General features: G+C 44.7%; 14 protein-coding genes. 10 read left to right on the forward strand and 4 right to left on the reverse strand.

Annotated elements, in window-relative coordinates:
* Nucleotide 1: 1 nt before the first annotated feature.
* A complete protein-coding gene (gene aroB, locus BMX22_RS00565; RefSeq protein WP_074739986.1) occupies nt 2-1045 on the reverse strand; it encodes a 3-dehydroquinate synthase in 1044 nt (347 codons plus the stop codon).
* Nucleotides 1046-1376: 331 nt separating this feature from the next.
* Between aroB and BMX22_RS00570 the strand changes: the two genes are divergently transcribed.
* The 3 genes from BMX22_RS00570 (at nt 1377) to BMX22_RS00580 (ending at nt 3276) form a co-directional block, all read left to right on the forward strand.
* Nucleotides 1377-1892 carry an NUDIX domain-containing protein gene (locus tag BMX22_RS00570; protein WP_074739987.1) on the forward strand — a complete coding sequence of 172 codons (516 nt, stop codon included), beginning with the start codon at nt 1377-1379 and terminating at the stop codon, nt 1890-1892.
* A complete protein-coding gene (locus tag BMX22_RS00575) occupies nt 1889-2875 on the forward strand; it encodes a tyrosine recombinase XerC (RefSeq protein ID WP_074739988.1) in 987 nt (328 codons plus the stop codon). Before BMX22_RS00570 ends, BMX22_RS00575 begins: the two co-directional genes overlap by 4 nt.
* Nucleotides 2876-2973: 98 nt before the next feature.
* A complete protein-coding gene (locus tag BMX22_RS00580) occupies nt 2974-3276 on the forward strand; it encodes a DUF1292 domain-containing protein (protein ID WP_074739989.1) in 303 nt (100 codons plus the stop codon).
* 37 nt (nt 3277-3313) lie between these two features.
* Here the strand turns inward: BMX22_RS00580 and BMX22_RS00585 are convergent, their stop codons facing one another.
* Entirely contained in the window at nt 3314-4555 is a 1242-nt protein-coding gene (locus BMX22_RS00585; RefSeq protein ID WP_074739990.1) for a hypothetical protein, read from the reverse strand.
* A gap of 200 nt (nt 4556-4755) precedes the next feature.
* On the opposite strand from BMX22_RS00585, the gene BMX22_RS00590 reads away from it, so the two are divergent.
* From BMX22_RS00590 to BMX22_RS00620, 7 genes are all read left to right on the forward strand, one after another.
* Nucleotides 4756-6123 (forward strand): MATE family efflux transporter, encoded by a 1368-nt coding sequence (locus tag BMX22_RS00590; protein WP_074739991.1) that lies wholly within the window; start codon nt 4756-4758, stop codon nt 6121-6123.
* Between the two features lie 302 nt (nt 6124-6425).
* Nucleotides 6426-7223 carry an MIP/aquaporin family protein gene (locus tag BMX22_RS00595; RefSeq protein WP_074739992.1) on the forward strand — a complete coding sequence of 266 codons (798 nt, stop codon included), beginning with the start codon at nt 6426-6428 and terminating at the stop codon, nt 7221-7223.
* 301 nt (nt 7224-7524) lie between these two features.
* Nucleotides 7525-7905, forward strand: a complete 381-nt coding sequence (locus BMX22_RS00600; protein ID WP_074739993.1) for a GntR family transcriptional regulator — start codon at nt 7525-7527, stop codon at nt 7903-7905.
* Complete coding sequence (locus tag BMX22_RS00605; RefSeq protein WP_074739994.1) at nt 7902-8780, forward strand: ABC transporter ATP-binding protein; 879 nt, start codon at nt 7902-7904, stop codon at nt 8778-8780. Before BMX22_RS00600 ends, BMX22_RS00605 begins: the two co-directional genes overlap by 4 nt.
* A complete protein-coding gene (locus BMX22_RS00610; RefSeq protein ID WP_074739995.1) occupies nt 8780-9556 on the forward strand; it encodes an ABC-2 transporter permease in 777 nt (258 codons plus the stop codon). Before BMX22_RS00605 ends, BMX22_RS00610 begins: the two co-directional genes overlap by 1 nt.
* Nucleotides 9556-10263, forward strand: coding sequence for an ABC-2 transporter permease (locus tag BMX22_RS00615; protein WP_074739996.1), 708 nt, complete (start codon nt 9556-9558; stop codon nt 10261-10263). The genes BMX22_RS00610 and BMX22_RS00615 overlap by 1 nt, the downstream gene beginning before the upstream one ends.
* Nucleotides 10253-11095: a CPBP family intramembrane glutamic endopeptidase gene (locus tag BMX22_RS00620; protein ID WP_074739997.1), complete on the forward strand. Its 843-nt coding sequence runs from the start codon at nt 10253-10255 to the stop codon at nt 11093-11095. Before BMX22_RS00615 ends, BMX22_RS00620 begins: the two co-directional genes overlap by 11 nt.
* A gap of 117 nt (nt 11096-11212) precedes the next feature.
* Here BMX22_RS00620 and BMX22_RS00625 read toward each other — a convergent pair whose 3' ends face one another.
* Together BMX22_RS00625 and BMX22_RS00630 are read right to left on the reverse strand one after the other, a co-directional pair.
* On the reverse strand, nt 11213-11710 hold the full coding sequence (locus BMX22_RS00625; protein ID WP_074739998.1) for a CarD family transcriptional regulator: 498 nt from the start codon (nt 11708-11710) through the stop codon (nt 11213-11215).
* A 280-nt stretch (nt 11711-11990) separates the two neighbouring features.
* Complete coding sequence (locus BMX22_RS00630) at nt 11991-13898, reverse strand: diguanylate cyclase (RefSeq protein WP_074739999.1); 1908 nt, start codon at nt 13896-13898, stop codon at nt 11991-11993.
* Nucleotides 13899-13919: the final 21 nt, after the last annotated feature.

The following is a 13919-nucleotide window of genomic DNA, read 5'->3' on the forward strand; positions in this document are numbered from 1 at the left end:
GTCAGACCTCCATAAGACGGTAGAACTCATCTAATGAAACTCGCCTTATTTCGGCTTTCCCGACTTCCATGCATACAACGAAGCTTATGGAATCAAGGTCACGTTTCTTGTCGACCGAGCAGAAGGGGAGGAGTTCTTTCATAGGCGCTTCGGTGCCGACCGGCAGTTTATACGCAGTGACACATTTGCGCAATCTCTCCGCCAGATCGGGAGAAGCAAATCTTTCCGTTATCATACACATTCCTGCGGAAACACCCATTCCGTGAGTATAGTTCGAGTAGTTATGCCACCCCTCGATAGCGTGTCCGAGAGTGTGCCCGAAATTGAGTATAAAACGCTCTCCCTTGTCGAACTCGTCATGTTCAACAACGTCACGCTTGATATCGATGCTGGCAAAAACAATATCGTCGATGACTTCGCTGACATTGGATAGATCGTGTGATTCAATAAGCTCAAAGAGCTGCTTGTCACGAATCATTCCGTATTTTACAGCTTCAGCCATACCGCACGCGAGTTCGCTTTCGGGCAGGGTAGAGAGTGTATTGCTGTCGCAGAGTACAAGAACAGGCTGCTTGAAAGCTCCGACGAGGTTTTTGCCTCCGGGGATATCAACAGCAGTCTTTCCGCCGACTGAGGAATCTACCTGAGCGAGCAGGGTAGTAGGGATCTGCATAAAATCAATGCCACGCAGGAAAGTAGCTGCCGCAAGACCTGTAATGTCCCCGACAACACCTCCGCCGAGAGCGATAAGTAAGTCGCTGCGTGTAATTCCGTACTCACAAAGAAAATTATAAATTTTACCTAATGTATCAAGATTCTTTGAGGATTCGCCGTTGGGAAAAGTGAAAACTCTGACCTCAAAACCGCAAGCACAAAGAGAAGATACGACCGTATCGGCATAGAGCTTGCCAACGATATCATCAGTGATTATGGCAGCTTTTTTCGACTTGGTGCATCCGGAGATGTAACTGCCGCATTTTGTTATGCTGCCGCGTTCAATTATTACGTCATATGGCGTGCTTGTAGAGATGTGAATAGTTTTCAAGAGAGTTTCCGCCTTTCGAGAAAAACGCTGTTAACAGTGAGTGATTCCTCATAGTATTATTCCTAATAATTATACCATATTAAATAGACTTTGTCAAGGAATATACACAAAAACTCACTTAGCAGAAAGTTCAGGATGAAGTATCACAAACAATAGTTGAATGCTTTACTGTTACGAACGCTTATATTTGATCAGTGTGATATTATTGAAGAAGCCATAGGTTGCAATTCCTCAGAAAAAGTGGTATAATTAGTCTATAAGGTGAAATAGATAAAGTTGCACCAAATCAAAGTTTGGTGCAACTTTTGACAGAGATGAGTGAGGAGATACTATGGAACGCATAATCACTATAGACCTGAAGGATTATGATGAAACGATGCAGAGATTCAGACGTCCGTCCGTGAGAGCTGTTATAATACGAGGTTCTAAGGTTGCAATGGTTTACAGTCCTAAATATGATTATTATAAATTTCCCGGCGGAGGTATCGAGAAAAACGAATCCCATATTCAAACGCTTATGCGTGAGGTCAGTGAAGAAACCGGTCTCAGCATTATACCGGAATCTGTAACTGAACTTGGTTCAGTCCTGCGTGTACAGCGAAGCCGCACAAATTCCAATGAGATATTTGAACAGGAAAACTATTATTACACGTGCAATGTATCTGATTCGGTAGCGACACAGTCACTTGATGAATATGAATCGGAGGAAGGATTTCGGCTTGAATTCGTTCAGCCTGAAAAAGCGATCGAGATCAACCGTACTCATGAGCATTCTGACTACGATGCTATGCTCATTGAACGCGAGGCTCTGGTACTTGAATATTTACTTGACAAGAGGATTTTATGAAAAATTATAACAATAGTGAGAATCCTGAATTTCTGAACGATTACCTTGTTCATATAAAGGTCGTAAAAATGCTTTCAGAACGCACTATACAGGAATACTATCTTGATACGCGGCTGTTTCTGAAATACTACTGCAATTTGAAGAACAATTCTTCCGATAACATTGAAGACGTCGATATTTCAGGTATGACAACTGCCGATCTGCGTCAGATAACCCTTTCTGACATCTACAATTTCATATTTTATACAGCCGACGAGCGTCATAATGCTGACAAAGCACGCTATCGAAAGCTTTCCGCACTCAGGAGCTTCTTCAAGTACCTGACCAAATCAACGCATATACTGTCCGAAGACCCGACCAAGGATATAGAAGTCCCTGTTCCAAAGCAGGCATTACCGAAGTTCCTTTCACTTAATGAAAGTCTTAGGCTTCTTGCATCTGCCGACAGCACGGATTCAAAGCGTGATTACTGCATACTGACTCTGTTTTTGAACTGCGGAATGAGACTCAGTGAGCTTGTCGGGATAGACATACGTGATATTGACTTTACCGAAAAGCGGCTCAAAGTCCTCGGAAAAGGCAATAAAGAGCGTATGGTCTATCTGAATTCAGCTTGTATGGACGCTCTTAACAGCTATCTTGAGGAAAGGACAGCTAACAAAAAAGCTGCTGCCGAGCCTGCACTGTTTATCAGCAATCAGAATAAGCGTATTTCCAAGCGGCGTGTACAGCAGATAGTCGAAAACTCGCTGCAAGAAGCAGGGCTTGACGGTAAAGGGATAACTACGCATAAGCTTCGCCACACAGCAGCTACTCTGATGTATCAGTACGGCGACGCTGATGTTCTCACATTGAAAGAGCTGCTCGGACACGCGAGCGTTTCAACGACTGAGATATATACACATCTCAGTGATGATAATGTTCGCAGTGCAGTAGAGAGCAATCCGCTTGCGAATGTTAAGTCTGACAAGAGCAAAAAATAGCGTGCTCCCCTCTCCCCTCACCTGCTGAAACGAAAGATTGACAAATCGTAAAAAAATCAGTATAATACTATTATCAGATCTGTTAAGGAGGTCATACTATGAGCGATATTATTGAAAACAACAGCGAAGAGCTCGAGGAAAACGAGAACTACATCACACTTACTGATGACAACGGTAATGAGGTTTCCTTCGAGATACTTGATACTGTCGAGTATAAGGAACGCTTGTTTGCAGTGCTTCTCCCCTTTGATGAAGAGGACGACGGAATAGTCATTCTTGAGATTATTGAGGGCGATGACGAAGAATTTGACGATTTTGTGGCTGTAGAGGACGATGCGCTTCTTGAAGAGGTGTATACCGAGTTCAAGAAGAATTACAAAGGCGAATACGAATTTGAATAAAATGAAAACCGCAGGTCAGTGACCTGCGGTTGCTTTTTTATTTTGACTTTTCTTCAAGCTCAAGCTTGAACGGAGCATAACGTCTGTATGCTGATTTGTTCTTTTCAAACGATAAAGCATCAGCCTTTTCTTCGAGGTAATCCTTGAATTCGCCGGAATATCTCATAGACTGGAGATATTCAATATAGCTTTCATTCCAGTAGTCATCTTCGGTCATACGTTCGTGGAGGTCGCCGCGGATAATGACATAAATCGTGTTTTCGTCATAATCGTAAACAGTAGCTTTGTCCATTTCAAGCTTGTTGAAAACGAACTCCTTGTACTTGTAATCAGCACTTTCTGTATCAACAGCCGATGTCTCGGTATCCTCAGTGCTGTCTGCGGAAGCTGTAGTGGTCGTGTTTTTCTGGATTATGTACTCGTTTGCGAACTGGTCTGTAGTAGTTGTGGTCGACTCGGTGGATTCGGTTGTGGTTTCCGCAACAGTAGTTGTAGTTTCCTCACCAACAGTAGGTGCTGCAAGTGTGGTCTGAAGAGATTCAACGTACTCATCATGCTTCTCCTGTACAGCATCTACCTCGTGCATCTTGTCTATTTCCCTTGCCTTGTCGTTTATCTGCTTGGCGTAATCTTCAGCCTTTTTGCGGAGACTTCTCTCCTGGTCGGCAGTGACCTTGTTGCCGTCAGCGTCAAGAAGGCTGATAGAAACATATTTTACTCTTGCAAAGTTGTCGTTGAAGTACTCTTTAAGCTCATCCTCAGAGCAGCCCTTCTCGCCGTCGAAGCCATAGTAATGCTGGAATATCTTCTTTTCCTTATATGAGCTTTCAGCCATGAGCTTCATTGTTTCCATACCCACGCCGTTATCTGCGAGACTCGGGTCTGAAGAGTAGTAATACTCCGCCATTTCGACAGCTTCATCCTTTTCGTCATCTGTCAGTTCGCCGCCGATGAGCTCGAACTCTCTCTGAACAGCAACAAAGTCCTTGCAGTACTTGGTAGCCTTGTTCTGTATCCAGTCGGTAGAGTCGGTAGAGTCGATGTTCGTCTTTTTTACGTCATCAACCGTAGGAGCCGAACCGTTTTTGTTCTGATATTCACTGGCAGCCTCACCGTATCCCTGTAATGTATAGTAAATGAAAAGTCCTGCGGGAACATCATAGCCATCGATGGTCATAGCGTTCTTTGAGCCTGCACCTATAGCCGGTGTACATCCGAACATCGATGCCGAAAGAGCGACTGAGAGACCAGCTGCCGCAATTTTTCTAAAGTTATCCATTTTGATTAAGCCTCCGGGTTTGTAAAAATTTCATATACCATACTATTATACACTATATTTTTTGGTTTGTCCATAGATATTTGAAAATTTTTTCCGTTCTGTCACATTTATTGTGCTCGGAGTTCATATTTTGTCTATTGACAAAACACTTTATCAGGAATATAATATATTGATATATTGATTGAAAGGAGTTATCTGACGTGCACAATAAATCTGCGGACCTTACCGAAGGACCGCTACTAAAAGGACTTATATCATACACTATACCGATCATACTTACAGGTGTATTACAGCTCCTTTTCAATGCAGCTGACCTTGTTGTCGTCGGACGATTCTGCGGAAGTATCTCCGTTGCAGCGGTCGGAGCCTGCGGTGCAGTTATCAATCTTCTTGTCAACCTGTTCATCGGACTCTCCGTCGGAGCCGGCGTTACCGTTGCTCACGGTATAGGTGCGGGCAAGGACGAGGATGTGAGGCGTACAGTTCATACAGCGATACCGCTTGCATTCATATGCGGAGCAGCGCTCACAGTGGTGGGTATCGCAGGTGCGAAAATGATACTCACGCTTATGGGAACTCCCGATAATGTTATCGGATTGTCTGCTACATATATGCGAATATATTTCTCGGGAATCGTCGCAAGCACTCTCTACAACTTCGGCGGAGCTATCCTCCGTGCTGCCGGTGATACCAAATCACCGCTGTATTTTCTCACTTCGGCGGGTATAATGAATGTACTGCTGAATCTGTTCTTTGTCATTGTCATAAAAATGGATGTAGCCGGAGTTGCCCTTGCTACAGCGCTCTCTCAGACATTGTCGGCGGTGCTTGTTATTCGTGCTCTGATGAAGCGTGAGGATGCGTGCAGGCTGAAACTGCGGGAAATGAGGATATATGGGCGGCAGCTCTGGAAAATCATAAGGATAGGCTTTCCTGCGGGAATACAGGGTTCGCTGTTCTCGATATCCAATGTTATCATACAATCATCGGTCAATTCTTTTGGCTCGGTCGTAATGTCGGGCAATGCTGCGGCACAGAATATCGAGGGATTTGTCTATATTTCCATGAATTCCGTAAGTCAGACTGCGCTCAACTATGCCGGTCAGAACCACGGAGCAGGAAAATTTGACCGCTTGAAGAAGATAATGTTTGGCTGCCTTGGACTTGCATTCGGAGCAGGTGTCTCGCTTGGAGGAATGTCAGTTCTGTTGGCGCGTCCCCTGCTGTCAATATATATTACCGACTCGGATGAGGCGGTAAAGTACGGAGTAGTCCGACTGTTATTCATATGTCTCCCCTACTTTCTGTGCGGAATCATGGATGTAGCCACGGGAATGCTGCGAGGGATCGGCAGCAGTATCGCTCCGATGTTCATAACCGTGGCAGGTGTATGCGGATTACGTATACTTTGGATATACACGGTATTCCGATTGCCGCAGTATCATTCGCTGGAGATACTCTATTCGTCATATATGATATCGTGGTCGGTTACTTTTGCTGTAGAATTTGTTGTATTCTGGCTCATGCTCAGAAAAATGAGCCAAAAAGGTACAGCTCGTATATCATAAAAATCAAGGACGTGGAGAGCAGCTGACTTTCCGTTAAGGAGAGCAGCCTAATACCACGCCCTTTATTTATCACCTTTTTCCTTTGATTATGCTCTTGCTGCATAAGTATGTCACAAGGAAGTACCCTCCGTATATCAGGAGTATTACAGAAGCCGTAACAGTTACCGTTAGCTTCAAACTGGTTAGATTCTTTGAAAAAACATTATAGATTTTATTTGTTGGTATTGCTTTTTTTAATAATGTGTGATATAATTAAAATACCATAAACCCATTATATTATTATTTTAAAGGAGGCAAATTTTATGGATTCATTCAGAAAGTATGTAGCTGAGTTTTTCGGAACGTTTGTACTCGTTTTTCTCGGCTGCGGAACAGCGATGCTCGTTGGTTGTGACGCAACAAGCGGCTGCGGCTATCTGCTTACGGCGCTCGCATTTGGTCTTGTGATCGTAGGTATGGCTTACTGTATCGGCAACATTTCCGGCTGTCACATTAACCCCGCTGTGTCGCTCGGAGTGCTTATCACCGGCGGTATATCGGGAACAGACTTCTGCGGCTACGTTATTTCGCAAATCCTTGGAGCATTTGCAGCTTCAGCAACTCTCGGTGCTATCTTTGACCTTGGCGATATTCAGGACATGACAGGAGGCTTTGGTGCTAACGGTCTTGGCAGCCTTACAGAGGTTCCGGGTGATATAACCGCTAAGAGCGTTATGGCAGGTCTGCTCATCGAGTGTATACTTACCTTTATTTTTGTGCTTACTATCCTCGGAGTTACTTCCAAGAAGTTCAATCATGGCTCATTCGGCGGACTCATCATCGGTCTCACACTCACACTCGTACACATTTTCGGAATCGGTCTCACAGGCACTTCCGTGAACCCTGCAAGAAGCATTGCTCCCGCTGTTTTCGCAGGTGGTGACAGTCTCAAGTATGTATGGGTATTCATCGTTGGACCGCTTGCAGGTGCTGCGATCGCTGCATTTCTTTACAAGTGGTTTGAGGCAGGAGTCAAGGCTCCCAAAGCTGAGGTCGAAGCTGAGAAGCCGGTAAAGTCAGTTGCTTCCAAGCCCAATAACTCAAAGAAAAAGAAGAAGTAAAACTGAAGGTGCCTCGGTTTAGAGGTGCGTTGATAAAGAAGTTTTTAGATTTGAAAATCAGGCTGCGTAACCTATTCGGTTACGCAGCCTTTTTTTGTCATTCTTCATACCATCAGCAAAAGCAGTCGTAACGGCTGTTGGTATTACATCGTTTTTATGCTTTTGCAAAAAATTTCATCCTACCCTTGACAAACAGTAAAGCACCTGCTATAATTGTATACATAGAGGTTATACAATTTAGACTTTCAAGGTAGTTGCAAATGCTTTGAGAGCTTTGACCCTAAAGGAGTGTACACGAATTATGAATATCAACATCAGCAACGCATCCGGCGAACCGATCTATTTGCAGATCGCAAACCAGATCAAGACGCTGATACTGGAGGGAAAGCTAAAAGAGGGCGAAGCTCTGCCTTCTATGCGCATTTTAGCCACAGAACTTCGTATCAGCTTTATGACAACGAAGCGTGCCTACGAGGAACTTGAGCGTGACGGCTTTATTGAAAGCTATACTGGCAAGGGCTCTTTTGTAAAGGCACAGAATATTGAGCTTTATCGTGAGGAGCAGATCAAGCGTATCGAGTCCCTGCTCATTGAGGCAGGCGATACGGCACGCAAGGCAGGCGTCACGATGGAGGAGCTCCATGAACTTCTTGACCTTGTAAACGGAGGGGATCAACTATGACCGCATTTGATAATGCGATTGAGATCAAGGGCGTGACAAAGCGTTACGACGGCTTCACGCTGGATAATATCAGTTTTGAAGTGCCTAAGGGCTGTATTATGGGATTTATCGGACAGAACGGTGCAGGCAAGACCACAACGATCCGCAGTCTTTTGCATATCACAGACATTGACAGCGGCGAGATACGTCTGCTCGGTCTTGACCATATCAAGGACGAAACAGCGATCAAAAAGCGTATCGCTGTGGTATTTGACGAGCTGCCGTTCCATGATGTGTTCACCGCAAAGGATATGGCTCGCATCTTTGAGGGAATGTACCCCGAATGGGACAATACTGTGTATCAGCAGTATTTGGAGCGTTTTCAGCTCCCTGTCAAAAAGAAGATCGGGCAGTTTTCCAAGGGCATGAAGATGAAATTGCAGATCGCCTGTGCGCTGTCTCACAATGCCGAGCTGCTTATAATGGACGAGGCTACAACAGGTCTTGACCCCGTTGTTCGTGACGAGATACTGCACATCTTCATGGAATATCTGCAAAACGGCGAGCGCTCGATACTCATGTCCTCGCATATCACCTCAGACCTTGAAAAGATAGCCGATATGGTGACGTTCATCGACAAGGGGAAGATACTGCTTTCGGGTTACAAGGACGAAATAATCGAGCAGCACGGTATTCTCAAGTGCGACCAAGAAAAGCTGCAAGATATCGACAGTGAGGATATCGTCAGCATACGCCTGAACAATTTCGGCGCAGAGGTCATGGTGCATGACCGTGAAAATGCGTCCTACAAATACAGTGACTGCGTGATAGACCCTGCAAGCCTTGACGATATCATGCTCTACTATGTACACCGTGACACAAAGGAGTGGTCATAATGAAACTTTACAGATCGCTTATATATCGTGAATTGAAGCTGACTCGTAAGCGCTGCATCCTTATGCTGATACTGTTTCTTCTGCTGTCGCTGCTGATGCTGATTCCAATAATGATTGGTGGACTATCAGGGGATTCAGAAATGGAAGAGGATCTGCTTAGTATAGTATGGCTTGCTTCTGGTATTGTCGCACTGACAGGCGGGTTCTTGGCAGGCACAAACAACGGCTTACAGAAAGCGGATATAAATTCAGGGTGGAAGCGGTATTCCTTTATCCTCCCACCGACTGCGAAACAGCAGGCGTTGTCCGATTTGCTGACAAAGCTATGCTATATCCTGTTCTTCGGACTGTTATCAGTTGCTTTTTTAATGGTTTGCAAAATCGTATCGGGTATCAACACTGCAGTAGAGGGAATTGATCCTATCTGCCGGATGCTGAATATTTATCTTGGAGCTGTCTGTGCTGTGATGCTTGTCGATATTGCATACAGCTATATCATGATGTTTGCAAACGATAAGAATCAGTTGAAGCTGATAAGCGCACTTGCTTTTGTAGGCGCGGGAGCTGTGTTTAAAGTTTTTGGCTTTTTTCCTGGAATGAATAAAACTGAGAAGCCTGTTGAGGACGGTACTATGATTTCGGAAGAAGCGATCAACAAATTTGAAACTTTTTTGAGTTCTGGGAAAACAACACTTTGCATATTAGCCGTTTTTGTTGTATTATGTGTATTATTCTTCCTTGCAATGTGGAGGTCGCATGAAAGGAGAGAGTCGTAATGACTGGACTTGTTTACAAGGAATGGAAGCAAAACCGTTGGTTTATTCTCTCTATGATACCTTGCGGCTTCGCTCCACTTCTTGCGCTGCTGCTTTTACGTGAGCAGATAACAAGCGTGAATAATATCGCACTTCGTATCGGTGGACTTATCGCCGGATTTCTTGCAGCAGGGGCTTTGCAGATGCTTGTTCTGCGTGGCGACGACCGCAAGCTGTGGGGCTACTGGATCACCGCAACTCCCGACGGATACAAGGGCTTTCTCCGTGTGAAATATGAGATGATCTTCGGAATGATCGTGCTTTTGATGTTCTCGGTGCAGTTCGTTGATATGGGATACTGTGCGGTGGCTGCCGATATGGGAAAGGCAGATGCTGTCCAGATCAGCGGAATCGCACTTCCGCTCTGCTTTGTGCAGATACTTCTTCGTGCCATTGACATACCGTTCGTCTACCGCTTCGGCAGCAAAAAGGGCAGCTTTGTAAAACTGATATGCCTGATAGTGCTTGTTATCATTATGCTGACGTTTCTGATATTAAATATAGAGCATTCCGATAATATCATCGAAAGCTGCAAAAAGGTGATAAACGTGCAGAACAGTTCTCTGCTCCTGTCGGTGGGGCTGGTGGTATGTCTTGCCCTGTACTATCTTTCCTACCGTATCACTTGCAGGCTGTATCTGAAAGGGGTGGAGCAGTATGACCACTAAAAATAAGTGTGCAAAGCCGCTCGGAATTTATCTGCTGACCGTGTTTGCGTTCATGCTGCTATTCGTTCTTTGTATAAAGCCTATGAATGCGTCAAATACTGTGTTCTACATCATATACATGATATTTTCATTCTCCCCTGCCATCGCAAGCCTTATCACAAGAGCCGTCACTAAAGAGGGCTTCCGTGATATGAAGCTGCATCTGAAACTCAGCGGCAATTTCAAATGGTATCTGCTGGCTTTCGGGCTTCCGTTGATCTGCTTCTCCGCTAAATTCCTGCTACCCGTCATTCTCAGCGGTCATGCTGACTGGCTCGGCGGTTTTACGGCTCAGAATGTGCTCTCAAACTTGTTCACACTTGCAGCAATGTCGGCAGTGATGTCGATAGGAATCCTTGGTGAAGAACTTGGCTGGCGTGGGTATATGAACCGGAAAATGGAACCGCTGCTTGGCAGGGTCGGAACTTGTATAGTGGGCGGAATCGTATGGGGTCTGTGGCATCTGCCAATGGATATTTTCGGCTGTGACGGCGCAATTTCCGATGCTTTTGCTATGTGCGGCGGAAGAATGATACAGCTCACGCTTTTCGGCGTGTTCCTGATGTGGATGACGAAAAAGACAGACAGCGTATTCCCCGCGGTGATCGGACATTATATGTTCAATGAAAGTCAGGGGGCGCTGGCAAACCTCTTATATCAGGGCAATATCCCCGAAAATGCCGATCTCGGAGTGATTGCAGATGTATTTGAGTTTCTGCCAATGTTCGTGGTAGCGGCGGTGTTTATGGTAATGCTCCTGAGTGATAAGAACAGGACTTCAAAAACTGTATAACGATAATAACGCTCAGGGAGCGTTTGCAGTTTTAAGGGATAGTATAGCCGAATGAAACTCATTGACGTAAACACATACCGATTTTTTGAATTCTTCAAATTTTTCATTTCACAAATTTCAGGCGATATGCTTTTCGATATATTCAACAACTTCGCTTCTGTCAATGTTAAGAGAAAAAGCGAACTCCTCAAACAGCATATTCTCTGCAAGACTAAGATAATTCTCGTCCGCTGAACGCAGCTTCTTTCCGCTTTTGGCAAGTTCTTTACGACGCAGATACAGTGTTTTGATCAGTCTTATGATCTCATGCTTGTCAGCCTCTTTAATGATGCGGCTGTATTCTTCCTTACGCTTGATGTCGTTGTCTATCCATATGAGCTCCTCGGAGTTCATATGGGAGATAAGCTCATCGACCTCAGCCTTTGAGCATATCGAGTGCATCTTATTTAAAGCCGCTTCGTTGTTTGTAGGTACATAGAAGATGTTTTTATCCGAGTTTATATGCTTTAGAATGTAGTATTCCTGTTGTTCTCCCGTAAAATCACGCTTTTCTATCGCTGTGACCTTACATATTCCGAATGTCCCGTACATCACCATATCGCCTATGCTATACATAAGTATCACCTCATAAAAATAATAGAGAACGTGAAGCAAGTAACCGGACTTACGCAGTAACTGCTACACGTTCTCTAATTCAATTATATCAGTTTTTAAGATGAAAAGCAAAGGCAGTTTTGCACAAAAAACAAGTCTATATGCTTATCTCATATAGTAATAAACAGCCTGATATTTTGGAGTATATCCGGCTGTTCTTTTCATAGTCTGCTGTAAAGGTCTTGCATATAGTAGTTGGAATAAGCCCTCTATATCAGCGTACTGTATTTAGCTGGACCTTTTAGTCAGTTCTCATTTTTTTACGGAGCGCTTTATTGTCATACATTCGTTTGTCAGCTATGTCCATGTAGTATGAGAATTCGTTGCCTTTGTCGGGTATACCGCAGAATACTCCGATACTTGCATTTACATCATAAGGCTTGTCTGAGGATGCATTGTACCTGTCGAAGAAGTCATTGATATAGTTTGCGTACGAGTTAACGATCTTGTCGGTATAGTCGTAGCAGCCGACGATTGCGTATTCATCGCCGCCGATACGAGCACATATCTCGTTATTTTCACAGCAGGTAGTAAGTCCGTTTGCAACTACAATAATAGCGTTGTCTCCTTCGACGTGTCCGAAGTTATCGTTTATATGCTTGAGAAGGTCAAGGTCTGCAATGATGATGAGCAGCTTCTTCTGCTCAGTCTTTGCACGGTTGAACAGAGTTTCAGAGAACCTGCTGAAGCCTTGGCGGTTGTAAACGCCCGTGAGAGTATCACGCAGCGAGTTTAGCGATATTCGCTGGTTTATAGCAGTCAGCTTAGTTCTGACACGCAGGAATTCGAGCGCAATGTTTATGTTGCGGTTCCACAGTGCAAAGACCTTGCTTACAGTGGTGTTTATATCAAAGAACTTGAATATAGTGTATCCGAAGCATCTGTCCATAAAGTGGAGCGGGAGGAGTATGTACATTGAAGGTTCATCTGATATTTCGTACATATACTCCGGAATAATATTGCGTGATTTGAACCTGTGTACGGTATAGTCATATTTAGTGTTGTGGTAGATGAGCTTTGTATCCATGACCTCGGAATACCCTTTGCGAAGATAATCCGTTTCGTCGAGGTTTTCAAAGCTATCCCATTCGTGGCACAGATTTATCATGAATACCTCGATATTATCTATAATGTACACATAGTTTGAAAGCTGATGGAGCAGGTGGTCGAGATTTTCGGACTGCATAAGACCTTCCGCCATACCGCTGTTGTTGAAGTAAAGCTCGTAATGTCCCATTTTATGGGTTAATGCTATGCGGCGTTCGATGAGGTCCTGCTTGGCTTCGTTGCAGCCGCAGCTGCCTGCGAGAATGAGTGAGCTTTCACCGCAGTCTACGAGCTCGGCTTCCTCACCGGTTATCATTTTGTACAGAGCGCAGACGGCGCGTGCCCCGAGAGTGCTGTTCTCGGGAAAGATGGTCGTAAGTGACGGTATGCTCTCGATAGCCTCGCGTGAGCCGTCATAGCCTGATACGAGGATATCCTCGGGTACTCTGATGTTGTGCCTTGAAAGTTCCTGACATAGGAAAATACCCATTGCATCGTTAGCACATACAACAGCGTCAGGCTTAGGACGCTTGCCGCTTCCGATCTCGTCTGCAAGAGCCTCAGCCGAATTCTTCCAGAAATCGCCGTATATGATGTCGTTGGGAGCGACAGTGAGACCATGTTTTTCCATTGAGCGTCTATATCCGGCGGCGCGTGTCTCCGACGGAGACATCCCCTGAAAACCTGTCAGGCAGATAACCTTCTTACAGTTGTGATGCTCGATGAAGTGGTCTGTGATCTTCTCGAAGATATCGGTATCATCTGCATAAATGCTCTTGAATGAGCGATAGTCATTGTCAATGGCTATAGTTGGTATGCCAAGCTTCTCTATGTGCATTGTCAGCCAGTTGATAAGAGTATGGCTTGAAATATTCCCGGTAAGGAAGATAACTCCGTCGATATTATCGGAGGTAAGCAAACGGTAAATATTCTCTTCACCCGCTTCAATGATGGGCGAAGTATTGATGTTGAACGACATCAGAAGAACTATAGCATCATAGCCCAAAGCCTTTGTCTGAGCTTCGATCCCGGCGCATATCCTGTTCATATAGTCATTTGCGATATCAGCCGCAAGGACTGCTATGCGTTTCCTCTTATGCATATATGCGCTCACCGCCTTCTT

Source organism: Ruminococcus sp. YRD2003 (assembly GCA_900109435.1).
Lineage (GTDB): Bacteria > Bacillota > Clostridia > Oscillospirales > Ruminococcaceae > Ruminococcus > Ruminococcus flavefaciens_G.

What these genes read in the sequence shown, in the direction of transcription:
- BMX22_RS00570 (WP_074739987.1), top strand. Translation starts at nt 1,377, where the DNA reads ATGGAACGCATAATCACTATAGACCTGAAGGATTATGATGAAACGATG.
- BMX22_RS00575 (WP_074739988.1), top strand. Translation starts at nt 1,889, where the DNA reads ATGAAAAATTATAACAATAGTGAGAATCCTGAATTTCTGAACGATTAC.
- BMX22_RS00580 (WP_074739989.1), top strand. Translation starts at nt 2,974, where the DNA reads ATGAGCGATATTATTGAAAACAACAGCGAAGAGCTCGAGGAAAACGAG.
- BMX22_RS00585 (WP_074739990.1), bottom strand. Translation starts at nt 4,555, where the DNA reads ATGGATAACTTTAGAAAAATTGCGGCAGCTGGTCTCTCAGTCGCTCTT.
- BMX22_RS00595 (WP_074739992.1), top strand. Translation starts at nt 6,426, where the DNA reads ATGGATTCATTCAGAAAGTATGTAGCTGAGTTTTTCGGAACGTTTGTA.
- BMX22_RS00600 (WP_074739993.1), top strand. Translation starts at nt 7,525, where the DNA reads ATGAATATCAACATCAGCAACGCATCCGGCGAACCGATCTATTTGCAG.
- BMX22_RS00605 (WP_074739994.1), top strand. Translation starts at nt 7,902, where the DNA reads ATGACCGCATTTGATAATGCGATTGAGATCAAGGGCGTGACAAAGCGT.
- BMX22_RS00610 (WP_074739995.1), top strand. Translation starts at nt 8,780, where the DNA reads ATGAAACTTTACAGATCGCTTATATATCGTGAATTGAAGCTGACTCGT.
- BMX22_RS00615 (WP_074739996.1), top strand. Translation starts at nt 9,556, where the DNA reads ATGACTGGACTTGTTTACAAGGAATGGAAGCAAAACCGTTGGTTTATT.
- BMX22_RS00620 (WP_074739997.1), top strand. Translation starts at nt 10,253, where the DNA reads ATGACCACTAAAAATAAGTGTGCAAAGCCGCTCGGAATTTATCTGCTG.
- BMX22_RS00625 (WP_074739998.1), bottom strand. Translation starts at nt 11,710, where the DNA reads ATGTATAGCATAGGCGATATGGTGATGTACGGGACATTCGGAATATGT.
- BMX22_RS00630 (WP_074739999.1), bottom strand. Translation starts at nt 13,898, where the DNA reads ATGCATAAGAGGAAACGCATAGCAGTCCTTGCGGCTGATATCGCAAAT.